Source organism: Brevundimonas sp. AAP58 (assembly GCF_001295975.1).
Classification (GTDB): Bacteria; Pseudomonadota; Alphaproteobacteria; order Caulobacterales; family Caulobacteraceae; genus Brevundimonas.
Map to the genome: position 1 here is coordinate 1 of NZ_LJHU01000041.1, position 16,215 is coordinate 16,215.

The following is a 16,215-nucleotide window of genomic DNA, read 5'->3' on the forward strand; positions in this document are numbered from 1 at the left end:
GGAACAGGGCGGCGCGCGAGAGCGCGAAGCTGTCACGCGCACAGTCGGCGGACGCATTTCGCCTCCGCTTCGCTCCGGCGCCGCCTTGTTCCGGGTCTCTGGTCGCTTCGCTCCCGCCGCCCGGAATGACGAAAGCCAGATTGCGGCTGGGTTGGTGCTCGACCCGGCCCTTGCCCGAGCGCGGCCAGCCAATCAGCCAATCAACGCCAGCCATTCGTCCTCGGTGAGGACGGTGACGCCGTGCTTCTGGGCGTCGGCGAGCTTGGAGCCGGCGCCGGGGCCGGCGACGAGGTAGTCGGTCTTCCTGGACACCGAACCGGAGACCTTGGCGCCCAGGCTTTCGGCGCGGGCCTTGGCCTCGTCGCGGGTGAAGCGCTCCAGGCTGCCGGTGAAGACGACGGTCTTGCCGGCGACGGCGGTGTCGGTCTTGGGGCGTTCGGCGTCCTCGACGTGCGTCAGCTCGGCGACCAGGGCGTCGACGACGGTGCGGTTGTGAGGCTCGTGGAAGAACTCGGCAACGGCGCTGGCGGCGACGGGGCCGACGCCGGAGATGCCGGCGATCTCGCCCAGGGTCTCGGAGGGGCCGTCCTCGCGGGCGATGCGGGACAGCTCGACGATGGCGGGCCAGTCGGGGGCGAGCGGGGCGAGCGCGCGACGGGCGGGGGCGGCGATGCCGGGGAAGGCGAGCGCCAGCTTCTGGTCCACGGGGGCCTCGCGCCAGGGGTCGGTCGGGTCGAGCGTGGCGGAGGCGAGGACGGACAGGGTGCGGGGGGAGACGCCGTGGCCTTCGGCCAGGCGGGTCCATTCGGGGGAGGGGATGCCCTCGGCGGCGGCGAGGCCGGCGGCGTGGAAGGCGCTCCAGCTGCCGAAGTGGCGGGCGAGCAGGAGTGAGGTCTGTTCGCCGATCTCGCGGATGCCGAGGCCGAAGATGAGGCGCTCCAGCGCGATGGTGCGTCGGGCGTCGATGCCGGCGATGAGGTTCCTCACGCTGGTCTCGCCGTAGCCGTCCTCGGCCCGGAGTTCGGCAAGCCTTTCCTCGTCGCGGGCGAGGCGGAAGATGTCGGCGGGTTCCTTGATCCAGCCGCGTTCGGAGAAGGCGATCAGCTGTTTTTCGCCGAGGCCCTCGATGTCGAATGCGCGGCGGCCGACGAAGTGTTTCAGGCGCTCGACCAGCTGGGCGGCGCAGACCAGGCCGCCGGTGCAGCGGCGGCGCACCTCGCCGTCGGGGCGGACGGCCTCGGAGCCGCAGACGGGGCAGTGGGTGGGGAAGAGGTAGGGGACGGCGTCGGCCGGGCGCTTGTCCGGCACGACCGAGACGATCTGGGGGATGACGTCGCCAGCGCGCTGCAGGACCACGGTGTCGCCGATGCGCACGTCCTTGCGCTCGATCTCGTCCTCGTTGTGCAGGGTGGCGTTCCTGACGACGACGCCGCCGACGGTGACGGGGGCGAGGCGCGCGACGGGGGTCAGGGAGCCTGTGCGGCCGACCTGGATATCGATGCCTTCCAGAACCGTCGCGGCCTGCTGGGCAGGGAACTTGTGGGCGATGGCCCAGCGGGGGCTGCGGGAGACGAAGCCCAGACGCTCCTGCCAGTCCAGGCGGTCGACCTTGTAGACGACGCCGTCGATGTCGTAGCCGAGGCTGGCGCGATGGGTCTCCAGATCACGGTAGATGGCGAGTAGGCCTGAGGCGTCCTCGACCCGTTTGGAGCGCGGATTGACCGGGAAGCCCCAGCGCTCGAAGGCGGCGAGCGCCTGGGCTTGCGTGTCCGCGAAGGGCTCCGAGGTTTCGCCCCAGGCGTAGGCGAAGAAGCGCAAGGGGCGGGCGGCGGTGACGGTCGGGTCGATCTGGCGCAGCGACCCGGCGGCGAAGTTCCGGGGATTGGCGTAGGTGCGGCGGCCGGCCGCCTCGGCTTCCGTGTTGAACGCGGCGAAGGCGTCGTTGGGGGCGTAGACCTCGCCCCGGATCTCGATGCGGGCGGGCCAGCCGGAGCCGGACAGGCGGTGGGGGATGTCTGCGATGGTCTTGAGATTGGCGGTGATGTCCTCGCCCGCGCGACCGTCGCCGCGCGTGGCGCCCTGGACCAGCACGCCGTCCTCGTAGCGGATATTGGCGGACAGGCCGTCGATCTTGGGCTCGGCGACGAAGGCGAGGGGTTCGTCGGCGGGCAGCTTGAGGAAGCGGCGGATGCGGGCCTCGAAATCGGCGACGTCGGCCTCGTCGAAGGCGTTGTCCAGCGACAGCATGGGCACGCCGTGACGCACCTCGGCGAACTGGCTGGAGACGGGGGCGCCGACCTTGAGCGAGGGCGAATCGGGGCGCACCAGGGCGGGGAAGCGCGCCTCGATAGCGGCGTTGCGGGCGCGCAGCGCGTCGTAGTCGGCGTCGGAGATTTCCGGCGCGGCCTCGGCGTAGAGGGCGTCGTGGCGCGCAATCTCGGCGGCGAGGCGGGCCAGCTCGGTGGCGGCTTCGGCTTCGGTCAGGGTGTCGACGGCGGGCTCGGACATGGGGGCGGGTTTAGCATCGGCGGCGGCGCGAGCCATCCGTGCATGACGGCGAATTTAGCGGACGAGCCGGCCAAGCTCGCGCTAGATCATCCTCATGACTCGTCACCGCCGGGCTTGTCCCGGCGACCCATAGACGTCGATCTCGCCTCCGCCCCCCGATTGTGTCTATGGGTGGCCGGGACAGGCCCGGCCATGACGAGGAAATGGGTTTGAAAATCTCAGTCCGCGCTGGCGTGAAGCGCGGCTTGTCCAAGGAGGCTCCATGTCCCGCACGCTTCGCGCCCTGTTCGTCGGCGCCGCCCTGACCGCGCTCGCCGCCTGCGCCGGCATGGAGACGGCGACGCCCGCGCCGGAGACCGCAGCGCCGGCCGCGAGCGCCGACTATGCCCAGCTGATCGCGGACCTGCGCATCCTGTCGGCCGACGACATGGAGGGGCGGGACACTGGCGCGCCGGGCGGGGAGCGGGCGCGGGCCTATATCGTGTCGCGGCTGGAGGCGCTGGGGGTCGCGGCCCCGCCCATGGGCAGGCTGCAGCCGTGGGAGATGCAGGGCCGCACGCGCGAGGGGCCGCGGACGTTCAATGGCGTGAATGTGCTGGCGGTGATCCCGGGAACGCGGGCGACCGATCGCTACATCGTCATCACCGCCCATTATGACCACGTCGGCATCGCGGACGGGCAGATCCACAACGGGGCCGACGACAATGCCTCGGGCGTGGCGACGGCTCTGGAGATCGCGGCCCGGCTGAAGGCGGCGCAGCCCGAGCACAGCGTGATCTTCGCCTTCCTGGACGGGGAGGAGCGGGGCTTGCTCGGCGCACGGCACTTCGTGGAGGCGCCGCCGGTGCCGCTGAGCTCCATCGCGCTGAACCTCAACTTCGACATGACGGCGCGGGCCGAGACCGACATGAAGCTGTGGGTCACGGGGACGTATCAGAACCCGACGCTGCGGCCGCTGCTGGAGGGCGTGGGGACCGAGGGCGGGGTGTCACTGGCGTTCGGCAAGGACACGCCGCAGGACACCGGGGCCGACAACTGGGTCGAGGCGTCGGACCACGCGGCCTTCTATCGGGCCGGGCTGCCGTTCCTGTATCTGGGAGTGGACTATCACCCGGATTATCACCGGCCGACGGACGACTTCGACAAGGTGAACCCGGCGGTGTTCGCGGCGGCGACGGAGCTGTCGTGGCGGTCGTTCCAGGCGCTGGATCGAGGCATGAGCCGCTGATGCGGCGGGCGGCGGGGCTCGTGTTGGGGGCAGCGGCGGTCGTGCTGGCTGGGTGCGATCTGTTCGAGCCGCCCGCGGCAGAACGGGCCGAGACGGGCGAGCGCGCAGAAGCACCAACGGCGGACGGGGCGTTCCGTCATTCCCAGAGCGAAGACCTGTCGGGGTTCTATACGCCGGTCGCCGAGACCGGGGAGGGCGAGGGGCGGCTGCTGCTGGTCTTCATCGGCCAGCCGGCGGACTTCGAGGCCTGGGAGAAGGGAACGCGGAACAGCGAGTTCGCGCCGGTCATGCTGGAGTTCGCGGGCGGTGAGCGCGTGCTCCCGGAGCGGTATGAGGTTTCCGACAGCCGGGTGCGGTTTTCCGGGACGAGCGAGGCGCTGGGGCGGGTGACGCTGGATGCGCGGCTGGACGGCGGGACGCTGGCGCTGGCGCGGCGCAACCTGGGCACGGCCGAGGACCCGGCGATGGAGGGCGCTGTGACGGTCGGCGGGCGCACCTATGGCGGGGTCAAGTTCGCCTGGTCGATGGGCGGGGGCTGAAACGAAAGAGGCGGCCCGCGAAGGCCGCCTCTTGATGGTCGATCAGTTGACCGTCGCCTTGACGATCTTGCCCGGATTGCGGGGCGGCTCGCCCTTGGGCAGGGCGTCGACGTGTTCCATGCCTTCGATGACCTGGCCCCAGACGGTGTATTGGCGGTCCAGGAAGGTGGCGTCGTCGAAGCAGATGAAGAACTGGCTGTTGGCGCTGTTCGGGTCGTTGGTGCGGGCCATGGAGCAGACGCCGCGCACGTGAGGCTCGGACGAGAACTCCTGCTTCAGGTTGGGCTTCTTGGAGCCCGAGGTGCCGGTGCCGGTCGGGTCGCCGCCCTGTGCCATGAAGCCGGGGATGACGCGGTGGAAGACCACGCCGTCGTAGAAGCCTTCCGTGGCCAGCTCGGTGATGCGGGCGACGTGGCCCGGGGCCAGGTCAGGGCGCAACTTGATGACGACGTCGCCGCCCTGGCCATCGCCGGTGTCGAGAGTGAAGGTGAGGGTGTCGGCCATCGGGCGCTCCTTGATCGGATGTGCGGGGTCCTTACTATCCCGCTCATCCCGGCGAAAGCCGGGACCCAGTGCTTTTGCTGGGCAGTGCGGTCGGGATTGGCCGTCGAGCGAACCCGGCGATGGTCATCGCCCAAAGGACTGGGTCCCGGCTTTCGCCGGGATGAGCGGAAGTTGAACATGGAAGACGAAAAGCCGCCCGAACGCCGCCGCATGGTGCGCCCGCCTTCGGGCGGGACGGCGGCCGGGCGCGGCACGGGCCAGAAGATCAAGACCGCCGACAACAAGACCATGTCGAGCCAGCAGTGGATCAAGCGCCAGCTGGCCGATCCCTGGTCGGAAAAGGCGCGCGCCGAGGGCTGGCGCAGCCGCGCGGCCTTCAAGCTGACCGAGATCGACGATCGGTTCCACCTGATCAAGCGCGGGTCGCGGGTGATCGACCTGGGCGCGGCGCCCGGCGGATGGGTGCAGGTCTGCGTCAACCGGGGCGCGGCGGCGGTGGTGGGGGTGGACCTGCTGCCGATCGAACCCATTCCCGGATCGACCCTGATCCAGGCCGACTTCACCGAGCCGGGCGTGGACGCCCAGCTGATCGCCGAGCTGGGCGGGGCGCCGGACCTGGTGCTGTCGGACATGGCCCACAACACGGTGGGGCATCGGCAGACTGACCACCTGAAGATCATCGCCCTGATCGAGATCGCGGCCGACTTCGCCATCCGGACGCTGAAGCCGGGCGGTCATTTCGTGACGAAGAACTTCCAGGGCGGGGCGGCCGGAGAGGTGCTGAACGACCTGCGCGCGGCCTTCGAGGACGTGAAATACGTCAAGCCCGCCGCGAGCCGGAAGGGGTCGTCGGAGGTCTATCTGGTCGCGCTGGGGCGGAAATGATATACGTCGAGTGATGTATATCCGGAGGTTCTGATGGGACGTTTGGCGAGATGGGGAAACAGCGCAGGCGTGCGTATTCCCAAGGCAGCCCTGCTGGAAGCCGGGCTGAAAGAGGGGGATGAAGTCGTCGTCCGCGCGGATGGCCAGGGCGGTCTGACGATCACGCCTGATCGTCGTCGTCAGGAGGCCCTCGAAGCGCTCGATAAGTTTCGAATCAAAATCCCGGCGGACTACAAGTTCGACCGGGAAGAGGCGAACAGTCGTGGCGGCAAGGCTTGACGGAGTTTCTCGACACTAACGTCGTGATCTACGCCATTGAAGACGAAGGCGATAAGCGCGCGATTGCTCGGGGGATCCTGGCTCGCAACGATCTGGTTGTCAGTGTGCAGACGCTGAACGAATTTGTATCTGTCGCACGCCGGAAGCTCCGGATGTCCTGGGACGAGATAATCGCCATCAAGGGATTGCTGCGGACGATGGGAGTCGCTGTCGTGCCGGTTTCGGTGGCTGCCCATGAACATGCGGTCGCCCTGGCCGTCAGGAACGACATCCACATCTACGACGCCACGATCATCGCCTGCGCGCTGGAAGCCGGGTGCGACACGCTTTGGACCGAGGATTTGACGGACGGGCAGAGGTTCGGCGGGCTGACCGTGCGCAATCCCTTCGCGGCGGCATGAGCGAGGCCGAGGTCCGTGCGGCCTTCGCCAAGCAGGCGGCGATCTGCGCGGCGTCGGGGGCGCCGTTCACGGGAAGGGTCTGTGGTCTGATCGGAGAGCGGCTGGATCGGTCGGGCGAGATCGGACGGCGCGTGCTGGATTGGGCGGGCAATCCTTCGCACGAGGGCGATGCCCTGGCGCTGAGGCTGGCGGGCGGGCTGCATGGGCTGGCGCGGGCGGGGAGCGATCCGGGGCTGGCGGCGGTCTATCCGCCGAACGCGGCGCCGGGCGACGATGACGTGTTCTGGGAGATCGTGGCGGGATCGCTGGTCTCTCACGCCGCGCAGTTGGATCGGTGGCTGGACGGGCCGCCGCAGACCAATGAGGTGGGGCGGTCGGCTGGGTTGATGGCCGGGCTGCTGGTGCTGGCGGAACGGTTCGGGTTGCCGTTCGCGCTGCATGAGCTGGGCGCGAGCGCGGGACTGAACACGCGGCTGGATCGGTATGGGTTTCGGCTGGGGGAGGTCGAGGCGGGCGATCCAGGCTCGGCGGTGCGGATCGCGCCGGAGTGGCGGGGGGCGTCGCCGCCGTCGGCCGAGGTGCGGGTGGCGCGGCGGGCGGGGGTGGATCTCAATCCGCTGGACCCGGGCGATCCAGGGACGCGCGAGCGGCTGGCGGCCTATGTGTGGGCGGACCAGAGAGAGCGGCTGGAGCGGCTGGAGGCGGCGCTGGACATCGCGGCGGGAATGCCGGTGGACATGGAGCGCGGCGACGCTGCGGACTGGCTGGAGCGCCGGCTGGCGGTCGAGCCCGAGCCGGGCGTGTGCCGGGTCGTGATGCACACCATCGCGTTCCAGTACTTTCCACCCGAGGTTCAGACGCGGGTGCGGGCGCGGATCGAGGCGGCGGGGGCGCGGGCGACGGAAAGCGCGCCGGTCGCGTGGCTGACGTTCGAGGCGGAGCAGTCGGGGTTCGAGCGCCAGCCGGTGCTGCGCCTCAGGGCATGGCCGGGCGAGAACGGCGTCATGCTGGCGCGCGGGCATCCGCATGGCAGCTGGTTCGAGTGGGTCGTCTGAGGGCAGCGGGCGCTGTGGGCAGCGCAAGGTTCATCACGGAGAGCACGAAGCGTTCACAAAGGACACGGAGGGACCGAGCGGACGGTCATGGCGACGACAGGTCACCGGACGAATCGAGGGTTGCGAGTTGCGGCTCCGCCGCCTCGTCTTGATCGACGCGAAGCGTCCATCTCGAGCCTCGGGCATCTGAAAAGAAGCAGTCGATGCCGGTTGGTCCTGCTCGGTCCCTTCGTGTCCTTTGTGAACGCTTCGTGCTCTCCGTGATGAACCCTTGCGCCGTCTGCGTGCACGCATCTCCCGGAACGGAACGCCTCAGGCCGTCTGCGTCGCCGCGCGCTTGGCCTCGCGGGCCGTCCAGACGCGGTCGTGGATGGCGAAGAAGACCATCTGGACCAGGGGCTCGATGATGCCGATGGCGAGCGCCTGACGGATGTCCTGGGTGATGGCGAACGCCACCGCCACAGCGACGATCAGGTGCATCACGCCGTAGGTCACGGTCTTGACCGCGATCTTCCCGAACGACGGCAGGGCGTGGGTGTGGCCGTGGTGGCCGTGGGCGCGCGCCTGTTCCTCGGCGTTCATGACGTCGAGACGGGCGGTGAAGGCCTCGGCGGTTTCCTCCATGCCGCTGCGGCGACGGCGCTGCTCGATGCGGTGCCAGACGCGGTCGTGGAACGAGTAGGCAATGGTCTGGAAAAAGGGCTCGACGAAGCCGATGGCCAGCGCCATCCGCCAGTCCTGGGTGATGGCCCAGGCCACCAGCATGGCCACGATCAGGTGCATCACGCCGTAGGAGGCGATCTTGAGCGCGAGGCTCTGCACGGATCGAGCGAGGGTGACGACCATCGCCGCACAAAATGTTAGCTGAGGCTGAAAAGTTCAACCGTCGCTGAAAAAACGTGGCTCCATGTCGCGGAGGGGCCGATGACCCGCCGCGCGGTTGACTTCGCACCCGCGAAAGACGATAGGCGGCCCGCAAAACGGAGACTCCCATGGAGATTCGCGAAGGGCTCACCTTCGACGATGTTTTGCTTGAACCCGGCCCGTCCGAGATCATGCCCGCAGACGCGGATGTCTCGACCCGGCTGACCCGCGACATCCGGCTCAACATCCCCCTGCTGTCGTCCGCCATGGACACGGTGACCGAGGCCAGACTGGCCATCGCCATGGCCCAGGCGGGCGGTCTGGGGGTCATCCACCGCAATCTGACGGTCGAGGAACAGGCCGAGCAGGTGCGCTCGGTCAAACGCTATGAGAGCGGCATGGTGGTGAACCCGGTTACGGTTCACCCCGAGACCACGCTGGGCGAGGTGCGCGAAATCGTGGCGCGCAAGAAGATCACCGGCTTCCCGGTCGTGGATCAGGCGACCGGCCGTCTGGTCGGCATGCTGACCAACCGCGACATGCGTTTCGAGAGCGATCCGAACCGCAAGGCCGCCGAGCTGATGACCACCGGCGATCTGGCCACCCTGCGCGAAGGCGCAGGCAAGGAGGCGGCGCGCGAGCTGCTGAAAACTCGCAAGATCGAGCGGGTCATCGTCGTCGACGAGGATCAGCGCGCGGTCGGCCTGATCACCATGAAGGACATCGAGAAGGCCCAGGCCTTCCCCAACGCCGCCAAGGACGAGCAGGGGCGGCTGCTGGTCGGCGCGGCCTCTACGGTCGGCGACAGCGGCTATGAGCGGGCGATGGCCCTGGCTGACGCCGGGGCCGACGTGGTGGTGATCGACACCGCCCACGGCCACTCCGCCCACGTGGCGCGGGTGGTGGAGCGCATCAAGCGCGAGAACAACCGTCTGCAAATCATCGCCGGCAACATCGCCACCTATGACGCGGCGCGCGCCCTGATCGACGCAGGCGCGGACGCGGTGAAGGTCGGGATCGGGCCGGGAAGCATCTGCACCACACGCATCGTCGCGGGCGTGGGCGTGCCCCAGCTGACGGCTGTCATGGAGGCGGCGCGGGCGGCGAAGGAGTCCGGTGCTCCGGTCATCGCCGACGGGGGCATCAAGTATTCGGGCGACCTGGCCAAGGCGCTGGCGGCGGGCGCGTCGGTGGCCATGATGGGGTCGATGTTCGCCGGCACGGATGAGTCACCCGGCGAGGTGTTCCTGTACCAGGGCCGATCCTACAAGAGCTATCGCGGCATGGGCTCGGTGGGCGCGATGGGCGCGGGCAGCGCGGATCGATACTTCCAGAAGGAGGTCGAGACCCAGAAGCTGGTGCCCGAAGGCATCGAGGGGCAGACGCCCTACAAGGGTCCGATCGCGCCTGTGCTGCACCAGATGGTCGGGGGTCTGCGAGCGGCGATGGGATACGTCGGCGCGGCCACGATCGCCGAGCTGCAGGCCAAGGCGCGGTTCGTGCGGATCACCGGCGCAGGCCTGCGCGAGAGCCACGTCCACGATGTCATGATCACGCGGGAAGCCCCCAACTACCGGCAGGGATGACGACCATGAGCGACGCCTGGGTCCTCGCGACCACGCCCGAACTGACCATGCTGACGGCCACGCTGATCCTGGCGTTCGTGCACGTTTTCCTGCCCGCCGCCGGGCGGACGATGGCCAACGGCATCGGCTGGAACGCGGGACCCCGGGACGGCCAGCCAGCGCGACCGGGCATCATCACCCAGCGGCTGGAGCGGGCCCAGGCCAATATGTGGGAGACCCTGCCCCTGTTCATCGGCGCGGTGCTGATCGCCCATGTGACGGGGGAGGAGGGGCCGCTGACCTTCTGGGGAACACAGGCCTTCTTCTGGGCGCGGCTGATCTACATTCCCATCTATGCCCTGGGCATCCCGTTCGTGCGATCGATCGTTTGGCTGATCGCCATGGGCGGGCTGATCGCCATTTTCGCCGCCATCCTGACCTGACGCCGTTAGAGTGACCCCCGCCGCCCGTCTCGCCGCCGCCGCTTCGGTTCTCGACTCCATCGCGCACAGCCGCGCGCCGGCGGAAGTGGTGCTGAAGGCCTGGGGACAGTCCAACCGATACGCGGGGTCGAAGGACCGGCGGGCCATCGCGGACCGAGTTTACAAGGTGCTGCGTGCGCGCGGGCGACTGGCCTGGGCCATGGGCGGGCGCGAAGACGGGCGGGCGCTGGTGATCGGCTCGCTCAGCCTGATCGACGGCCTGCCGCTGGAGGAGATCGAGGCGCTCCATTCCGGCGACGGCTATGGGCCGCGTCCCTTGTCCAAGCAGGAGCGGGCGCGGATTTCGGCGGGCGAAGGCGAGCTTCCGGGCTGGGTCGCCGCGGGCCTGCCGGAGTTCGTCGTGGCGGACTTCCAGAAGACTTCCGGGGATCGCTGGGCGGAGGAGGCCGCGGCCCTGATGCAGCCGCGCGCGCCGATCGACCTGCGGGTCAATGTGGCCAAGGCGACGGTCGAGGCGGTGGAGGCAGAGCTGCGCGAGGCAGGGCTGGCGCCCGAGCGGACGCCGCGCTCGCCGGTGGGGCTGAGACTTGCGGCCGAGCCACCGCCCAACGTCCAGGCGCTGGAGGCCTTCAAGGCGGGCCGGGTGGAGATCCAGGACGAGGGCAGCCAGATCGTCTGCGCGCTCGCCGAAGCCAGGCCGGGGATGACAGTGGTCGACTATTGCGCCGGCGGCGGGGGCAAGACGCTCGGCCTGGCCGCGCAGATGGAAGGCCGGGGCCAGCTGATTGCCTGCGACGTGGTGCAGAAGCGGCTGGACAACATCCGGCCCCGGCTGGCGCGAGCGGGGGTGGAGGCCGAGCTGCGGCTTCTGGGCCATAACGGCGAGGGGATGGACGATCTGGTCGGTCAGGCGGACGTGGTGTTCGTCGATGCGCCGTGCTCGGGCTCGGGAACCTGGCGGCGTCGGCCAGAAGACGCCTGGCGGCTGACCGAGGACGAGGTGGCGCGGCTGCACGGGCTGCAGGTCGCGATCCTGGGCCGGGCGGCGCGGCTGGTGAAGCCAGGCGGGCGGCTGGTCTATGTTACCTGTTCGATGCTGACCGCCGAGAACGAGGCCAGCGCCGACGCCTTCGAGGCGGGGCATCCGGCGTTTGCTGCGATCGGACCGCGCGTGCGCCTGTCGCCCGCCTCGACGAACACCGACGGCTTCTTCGCCGCCGTCTATGAGCGTGGCGCATGAGGTTTCGCGTGGAGCATTGGGGCGGGGTCGCGGTGCTTCCGGTCATGGCCGCGCCTGCCGAATACGGCGGGCATCTGAGCGCGCGGATCGCGCCTCTGATGACTGGCATCGGCCCGGTCGAGGCGGCGGTCGCCCTGACCCGCGTCCTCGCCGAGCTTGGAGGGGCCGGGCGCCTGCCCGATCTGGTCGTGTCGCTCGGGTCCTGCGGGTCACCGACGCTTGAACACGCGGCCGTCTATCAGGCCCTGTCCGTCGCCTATCGCGACATGGACGCCAGCCCGCTGGGGTTCGCGAAGGGGGTAACGCCGCTGTCGGACCTGCCCGCGGTCCTGCCCCTGCCGACGCCCATCCCCGGCGTGCCGACCGCGACCCTGTCGACCGGGGCCGATGTGGTCTCCGGCCCCGCCTATGCCGCCATCGACGCCGACATGGTCGACATGGAGACCTGGGCCCTGGTCCGCGCCGCCATGACGTTCGACGTGCCCCTGATCGCGCTCCGCGGCGTGTCGGACGGGCGCGCCGAGCTGAAGGCGCTGGAGGACTGGACCTCGACCCTGCACCACGTCGACGAGAACCTCGCCGTCGCTCTCGACAGACTGAAGGCCGTGCTGGACGCGCGCGGCCTGGACGCCCTCTCTCCCGCCCGCGCCCTGGAAACCGCCCGATGACCGCACCGACCGACCACGAGAAAGTCCTCATCGTCGACTTCGGCAGCCAGGTGACCCAGCTGATCGCGCGGCGGCTGAGGGAAGCCAGCGTCTATTGCGAGATCCATCCCTACGCCAAGGCCGAGGCCGCTCTTGCCGCCATGAACCCACGCGCCATCATCCTGTCGGGCGGGCCCGAGAGCGTGCACGAGGAGGGCAGCCCCCGCGCGCCCCAGGCCGTGTTCGAGGCCGGCGTGCCGGTGCTGGGCATCTGCTACGGCGAGATGACGATGTGCGAACAGCTCGGCGGCAAGGTCGAGGGCGGCCATACCCGCGAGTTCGGTCGGGCCGAGATCACGGTCGAGAAGGCCTCGCCGCTGCTGGAGGGTCTGGCCCCGGTCGGCGAGGATGAGACCGTCTGGATGAGCCATGGCGACAAGATCGTCGCCATCCCCGAGGGCTTCGAGGTGGTCGCGTCCTCGGCCGGGTCACCCTATGCCGTGATCGCCGACGAGAGCCGCCGCTTCTATGGCGTGCAGTTCCATCCGGAGGTGATGCACACGCCGCGCGGCCACCAGATGCTGAGGAACTTCACCCACGGAATCGCCGGGCTGAAGGGCGACTGGACGATGGCCGCCTATCGCGACGAAAAGATCGCCCAGATCCGCGAACAGGTCGGCTCGGCCAAGGTCATCTGCGGCCTGTCGGGCGGGGTGGATTCATCGGTCGCGGCGGTGCTGATCCATGAGGCGATCGGGGATCAGCTGACCTGCGTGTTCGTCGACACCGGCCTGCTCAGAAAGGACGAGGCCAAGCAGGTCACGACCCTGTTCCGCGAGCACTACAACATCCCGCTCATTCACGTTGATGCGTCGAAGGAGTTCCTCGGGGCCCTGGCCGGCCAGTCGGACCCGGAGACCAAGAGGAAGACCATCGGCCGGGTTTTCATCGAGGTGTTCGACCGCGAGGCCGCCAAGATAGAGGGTGCCGAGTTCCTGGCCCAGGGCACCCTCTATCCCGACGTGATCGAGAGCGTGTCGTCCTCCAGCGGCAAGGCCCACGTCATCAAGAGCCACCACAACGTCGGCGGCCTGCCGGACTATATGAAGCTGAAGCTGGTCGAGCCGCTTCGGGAGCTGTTCAAGGACGAGGTGCGGGCGCTAGGCCGCGAGCTGGGCCTGACCGACGCCTTCGTGGGGCGCCATCCCTTCCCGGGGCCGGGGCTGGCCATCCGCATCCCGGGCGAGATCACGCCGGACGCGGTGGCGACGCTCCAGGAGGCGGACGCCATCTATCTGGACGAGATCAGGAAGGCCGGGCTGTACGACCAGATCTGGCAGGCGTTCGCGGTGCTGCTGCCGGTGAAGACGGTGGGCGTCATGGGCGATGCGCGCACATACGAGAAGGTGCTGGCGCTCAGGGCCGTGACCTCGACCGACGGCATGACGGCGGACTTCTTCGAGTTTCCCTGGGACGTGCTGGGCCGCACCGCGACGCGCATCGTCAATGAGGTGCGGGGCGTCAACCGCGTGGTCTACGACGTGACGTCCAAGCCGCCGGGTACCATCGAGTGGGAATGAGGCCATGATCACGGCGGCGCTGCTTTTGAACGTCGCTGTTCTGGTTCCGGTCTGTTTCGGGCTTCTGACCTCTGCGAAATGGACGGCGGCGGCCTATGGTCAGCCGACGCCGGCGCGGGGAATCCTGCTGTCGGTCTATCTGGCGATCCTTGTCGGGTCGGTGGCGCTGCTGGTCGTCGATCGGCCCGAGATGGCTGTCGCCCTTCTGGCGGTGCAGGTCGTCTACAAGCTGACGACGCCGTTGACCGTGGGGTCGGTTCGCAATCCGGTGGTGGTCAGCAACCTGCTGATCGCGGCGTTCCATGGCACCGCCATCGCGTCGGTCTGGCCGGTCTGAGCCGGCGGTTCAGCCAGACGGTTCAGCGCAACCCTGTCCAAGGCTTCATCCGGCCGCCCCAATGCCGCCGTAATCCGCTACAAATGTAACGCTACATATGTAGCGGAGAGCGTGATGATCGAAGGGCTGCCAAGGCGCGAGCGCGAGGTGTTCGAGGTACTGTGCGGCCAGCCCGGCGCGACGGCGGCCTCGGTGCGGGCGGCGCTGTCCGATCCGCTCAGCGACTCGGCCGTCCGCACCCTGCTGAAGCGGCTGGAGGACCGGGGGCTGGTCGCTCGTGAGAGCGGGCCGGACGGCTTCGTCTATAGGCCGGTGCCGCGCGCCTCGACGGTGGCGGCGGGCGCGCTGAAGCGGATGGTCGACACCTTCTTCGCCGGATCGGCCGCGTCTGCGGCGACAGCCCTGCTGGGCATGAGCGGGCCGCTGAAGCCGGACGAAATCGAGGCGCTGGAGCGCCTGATCGAGGCCGCGAAGGAGCCCGAGCAATGAGCGCCGTGCTGATCGCCCTGTTCGTCAAGTCGGCGCTGATCGCGGTGACGGGTCTGGCCCTGTCCGCCCTGATCGCCCGGCGTCCGGTGGATCGCAGCGATGTCCTGCGGGCCACGGTCGTGCTTCTCCTGCTCTTGCCGATCGTGGTCGCCTTTGGCCCGGAGCTGAGGCTGGCGCTGCTGCCGCCGGTCGAGCCGGTGGCCATCACCCCGATGACGCTGTGGAGCGGATCGGTTCGGCCCGCTGAGGGGCTGACGGTGTCCGGCTCGGTCTTCGCCCCGTCGTGGGCCGAGCTCCTCGCGGTCGCCTGGTCGCTCGGGGCCGTTCTGGTCGCTGCCCGGTTCGCGCTGGGGGTTCTGACCCTGTCGCGCTGGACCGCCGCCGCGCGGCCGGTCGAGGTCGCTGCGTGGCGCGAGGCCGTGCTGCGTCATCGTCCGCGTCGTCGTCCCATGCTCCGCGCCAGTGAACAGGCGACGAGCCCGCTCAGCTGGGGCCTGCCGCCCGGTGTGGTCCTGCTGGACACGAAGACACTGGGCGAACCCCAGACCGCGCCCGCCGTCATCGCCCACGAGATGGCCCACATCACGCGTGGCGACTGGATCTTCCTCGTCCTGTCGCGGCTGGCGCTGGCCCTGTTCTGGTTCAACCCCCTGGTCTGGATGGTCCACCGTCAGCTGATCGAGCGGTCCGAGGAGGCCGCTGACGCCATCGCGCTCGATCAGGTCGATCGCCAGACCTACGCCCGCGCCCTGGTCGGCCTCGCCGCCCGTGCCGCCCCTGTTTCGCTCGCCGCCGCCGCCATGGCCGCGCCGGGTCCCGCCCTCAAGCAAAGGATCGCCAAGATCATGACCGACACCCCCAACGCCCGCCGCCGCCCCGCCGTCGTCCTGACCGCCATCGCGGTCCTCGCGGCCGTCGCCACCCCGATCGCCGCCCTGGAGATCGGCGCGCGCATCCCGCAGACGCCGTTCGCGCCGCTGGCCCCGATGCCGCCGTCCGCGCCCGCCCCGGTCGCCGAAGCTCCGCTCGCTCCGCCGGCTCCGCCCGCTCCGCCCGCCCGGACGTATGCCGAAGCGCCTCCCGCGCCTCCTGCGCCTCCTGCTCCGCCCGCGCCCCCGGCCGGAATCGCTGAACGCGGCGGCGTCTACATCTATCGCGGCGGTCAGGACGACTGGAACGACGACGCCCGCGAGGCCGCGGCCCGTGCTCGCGAAGCGGCCGCCCGGGCCCGGGAGTTGGCCGGCCAGCAACGCGCCCTGTCCGAGCAGCAGCGCGAGGCGATGGCCGCCGTCCGCGTCGCCGCCGAGACCGCCCGCGCCGCCGGCGATCAGGCCCGCGCCCACGCCCGCGTCGCCATGCGCGAGGCCGAGCGGGCCATGGCGAATGCCCGTGTCGAAATGGCCCGGGGCGCCGAGGAGATGCGTCGCGGTGCCGAAAACATGCGTCAGGAAGGGCGCCGTCTGGCCGACCCCGCCTATCGCGCCGAGCAGATCGAGCGAAACCGCGCGCGCGGCAACACCGTCACCGACCAGGAGCTGCGCGATCTCGGCCCCCGCTTGATCCGCCAGGCCGACGATCTGGATCGCCAAGCCGACCAGCTCGCGGCCCAGGCCGCCGACGCGGGGTGAGGCGCGAAGCCGGACCGACGACG

18 protein-coding genes are annotated in these 16,215 nt (G+C 69.7%); 14 read left to right on the top strand and 4 right to left on the bottom strand.

Annotation, left to right across the window (positions count from 1 at the left end; genetic code table 11):
* Both IP78_RS15635 and ligA read right to left on the bottom strand, forming a co-directional pair.
* On the bottom strand, nucleotides 1-214 hold a 214-nt coding region (locus tag IP78_RS15635; protein ID WP_231680934.1), incomplete at its 3' end, for a hypothetical protein.
* Nucleotides 193-2,508: an NAD-dependent DNA ligase LigA gene (gene ligA, locus IP78_RS05765; protein ID WP_054110753.1), complete on the bottom strand. Its 2,316-nt coding sequence runs from the start codon at nucleotides 2,506-2,508 to the stop codon at nucleotides 193-195. The genes ligA and IP78_RS15635, both read right to left, overlap by 22 nt.
* 262 nt (nucleotides 2,509-2,770) lie before the next feature.
* Between ligA and IP78_RS05770 the strand changes: the two genes are divergently transcribed.
* Both IP78_RS05770 and IP78_RS05775 read left to right on the top strand, forming a co-directional pair.
* Nucleotides 2,771-3,736: a M20/M25/M40 family metallo-hydrolase gene (locus IP78_RS05770; RefSeq protein ID WP_054110754.1), complete on the top strand. Its 966-nt coding sequence runs from the start codon at nucleotides 2,771-2,773 to the stop codon at nucleotides 3,734-3,736.
* Complete coding sequence (locus IP78_RS05775) at nucleotides 3,694-4,275, top strand: hypothetical protein (protein ID WP_156320304.1); 582 nt, start codon at nucleotides 3,694-3,696, stop codon at nucleotides 4,273-4,275. Before IP78_RS05770 ends, IP78_RS05775 begins: the two co-directional genes overlap by 43 nt.
* Before the next feature lie 42 nt (nucleotides 4,276-4,317).
* Here the strand turns inward: IP78_RS05775 and IP78_RS05780 are convergent, their stop codons facing one another.
* On the bottom strand, nucleotides 4,318-4,779 hold the full coding sequence (locus IP78_RS05780; RefSeq protein WP_054110756.1) for a peptidylprolyl isomerase: 462 nt from the start codon (nucleotides 4,777-4,779) through the stop codon (nucleotides 4,318-4,320).
* Between the two features lie 177 nt (nucleotides 4,780-4,956).
* Between IP78_RS05780 and IP78_RS05785 the strand changes: the two genes are divergently transcribed.
* The 4 genes from IP78_RS05785 to IP78_RS05800 are packed head-to-tail and all read left to right on the top strand — an operon-like array spanning nucleotide 4,957 to nucleotide 7,399.
* Entirely contained in the window at nucleotides 4,957-5,664 is a 708-nt protein-coding gene (locus tag IP78_RS05785) for an RlmE family RNA methyltransferase (protein ID WP_054110757.1), read from the top strand.
* Between the two features lie 33 nt (nucleotides 5,665-5,697).
* Complete coding sequence (locus IP78_RS05790; RefSeq protein ID WP_082384875.1) at nucleotides 5,698-5,943, top strand: AbrB/MazE/SpoVT family DNA-binding domain-containing protein; 246 nt, start codon at nucleotides 5,698-5,700, stop codon at nucleotides 5,941-5,943.
* On the top strand, nucleotides 5,940-6,344 hold the full coding sequence (locus tag IP78_RS05795; RefSeq protein WP_054110759.1) for a PIN domain-containing protein: 405 nt from the start codon (nucleotides 5,940-5,942) through the stop codon (nucleotides 6,342-6,344). The genes IP78_RS05790 and IP78_RS05795 overlap by 4 nt, the downstream gene beginning before the upstream one ends.
* The gene (locus IP78_RS05800; protein ID WP_054110760.1) at nucleotides 6,341-7,399 is read left to right on the top strand and encodes a DUF2332 domain-containing protein; all 1,059 of its coding nucleotides are present in this window, start codon (nucleotides 6,341-6,343) and stop codon (nucleotides 7,397-7,399) included. The genes IP78_RS05795 and IP78_RS05800 overlap by 4 nt, the downstream gene beginning before the upstream one ends.
* Nucleotides 7,400-7,711: 312 nt before the next feature.
* On the opposite strand, the gene IP78_RS05805 is transcribed toward IP78_RS05800, so the two are convergent.
* Entirely contained in the window at nucleotides 7,712-8,245 is a 534-nt protein-coding gene (locus IP78_RS05805; protein ID WP_054110761.1) for a DUF2061 domain-containing protein, read from the bottom strand.
* 146 nt (nucleotides 8,246-8,391) lie between these two features.
* On the opposite strand from IP78_RS05805, the gene guaB reads away from it, so the two are divergent.
* The 8 genes from guaB to IP78_RS05845 all read left to right on the top strand — a co-directional run bounded on the left by guaB (nucleotide 8,392) and on the right by IP78_RS05845 (nucleotide 16,192).
* Nucleotides 8,392-9,849 (top strand): IMP dehydrogenase, encoded by a 1,458-nt coding sequence (guaB, locus tag IP78_RS05810; protein ID WP_054110762.1) that lies wholly within the window; start codon nucleotides 8,392-8,394, stop codon nucleotides 9,847-9,849.
* 5 nt (nucleotides 9,850-9,854) lie between these two features.
* Nucleotides 9,855-10,271 (top strand): MAPEG family protein, encoded by a 417-nt coding sequence (locus tag IP78_RS05815; RefSeq protein ID WP_054110800.1) that lies wholly within the window; start codon nucleotides 9,855-9,857, stop codon nucleotides 10,269-10,271.
* Between the two features lie 10 nt (nucleotides 10,272-10,281).
* On the top strand, nucleotides 10,282-11,511 hold the full coding sequence (locus IP78_RS05820; RefSeq protein ID WP_054110763.1) for an RsmB/NOP family class I SAM-dependent RNA methyltransferase: 1,230 nt from the start codon (nucleotides 10,282-10,284) through the stop codon (nucleotides 11,509-11,511).
* Nucleotides 11,508-12,179, top strand: a complete 672-nt coding sequence (locus IP78_RS05825; protein WP_054110764.1) for a 5'-methylthioadenosine/S-adenosylhomocysteine nucleosidase — start codon at nucleotides 11,508-11,510, stop codon at nucleotides 12,177-12,179. Before IP78_RS05820 ends, IP78_RS05825 begins: the two co-directional genes overlap by 4 nt.
* A complete protein-coding gene (gene guaA, locus IP78_RS05830; RefSeq protein WP_054110765.1) occupies nucleotides 12,176-13,738 on the top strand; it encodes a glutamine-hydrolyzing GMP synthase in 1,563 nt (520 codons plus the stop codon). The genes IP78_RS05825 and guaA overlap by 4 nt, the downstream gene beginning before the upstream one ends.
* 4 nt (nucleotides 13,739-13,742) lie before the next feature.
* Nucleotides 13,743-14,075 carry a hypothetical protein gene (locus tag IP78_RS05835; RefSeq protein WP_054110766.1) on the top strand — a complete coding sequence of 111 codons (333 nt, stop codon included), beginning with the start codon at nucleotides 13,743-13,745 and terminating at the stop codon, nucleotides 14,073-14,075.
* A 114-nt stretch (nucleotides 14,076-14,189) separates the two neighbouring features.
* Nucleotides 14,190-14,564: a BlaI/MecI/CopY family transcriptional regulator gene (locus tag IP78_RS05840; protein WP_054110767.1), complete on the top strand. Its 375-nt coding sequence runs from the start codon at nucleotides 14,190-14,192 to the stop codon at nucleotides 14,562-14,564.
* Nucleotides 14,561-16,192, top strand: coding sequence for a M56 family metallopeptidase (locus IP78_RS05845; RefSeq protein ID WP_054110768.1), 1,632 nt, complete (start codon nucleotides 14,561-14,563; stop codon nucleotides 16,190-16,192). The genes IP78_RS05840 and IP78_RS05845 overlap by 4 nt, the downstream gene beginning before the upstream one ends.
* Nucleotides 16,193-16,215: the final 23 nt, after the last annotated feature.

What these genes read in the sequence shown, in the direction of transcription:
- guaA (WP_054110765.1), top strand. Translation starts at nt 12,176, where the DNA reads ATGACCGCACCGACCGACCACGAGAAAGTCCTCATCGTCGACTTCGGC.
- IP78_RS05770 (WP_054110754.1), top strand. Translation starts at nt 2,771, where the DNA reads ATGTCCCGCACGCTTCGCGCCCTGTTCGTCGGCGCCGCCCTGACCGCG.
- IP78_RS05800 (WP_054110760.1), top strand. Translation starts at nt 6,341, where the DNA reads ATGAGCGAGGCCGAGGTCCGTGCGGCCTTCGCCAAGCAGGCGGCGATC.
- IP78_RS05835 (WP_054110766.1), top strand. Translation starts at nt 13,743, where the DNA reads ATGATCACGGCGGCGCTGCTTTTGAACGTCGCTGTTCTGGTTCCGGTC.
- IP78_RS05785 (WP_054110757.1), top strand. Translation starts at nt 4,957, where the DNA reads ATGGAAGACGAAAAGCCGCCCGAACGCCGCCGCATGGTGCGCCCGCCT.
- guaB (WP_054110762.1), top strand. Translation starts at nt 8,392, where the DNA reads ATGGAGATTCGCGAAGGGCTCACCTTCGACGATGTTTTGCTTGAACCC.
- ligA (WP_054110753.1), bottom strand. Translation starts at nt 2,508, where the DNA reads ATGTCCGAGCCCGCCGTCGACACCCTGACCGAAGCCGAAGCCGCCACC.
- IP78_RS05845 (WP_054110768.1), top strand. Translation starts at nt 14,561, where the DNA reads ATGAGCGCCGTGCTGATCGCCCTGTTCGTCAAGTCGGCGCTGATCGCG.
- IP78_RS05790 (WP_082384875.1), top strand. Translation starts at nt 5,698, where the DNA reads ATGGGACGTTTGGCGAGATGGGGAAACAGCGCAGGCGTGCGTATTCCC.
- IP78_RS05825 (WP_054110764.1), top strand. Translation starts at nt 11,508, where the DNA reads ATGAGGTTTCGCGTGGAGCATTGGGGCGGGGTCGCGGTGCTTCCGGTC.
- IP78_RS05805 (WP_054110761.1), bottom strand. Translation starts at nt 8,245, where the DNA reads ATGGTCGTCACCCTCGCTCGATCCGTGCAGAGCCTCGCGCTCAAGATC.
- IP78_RS05780 (WP_054110756.1), bottom strand. Translation starts at nt 4,779, where the DNA reads ATGGCCGACACCCTCACCTTCACTCTCGACACCGGCGATGGCCAGGGC.
- IP78_RS05840 (WP_054110767.1), top strand. Translation starts at nt 14,190, where the DNA reads ATGATCGAAGGGCTGCCAAGGCGCGAGCGCGAGGTGTTCGAGGTACTG.
- IP78_RS05815 (WP_054110800.1), top strand. Translation starts at nt 9,855, where the DNA reads ATGAGCGACGCCTGGGTCCTCGCGACCACGCCCGAACTGACCATGCTG.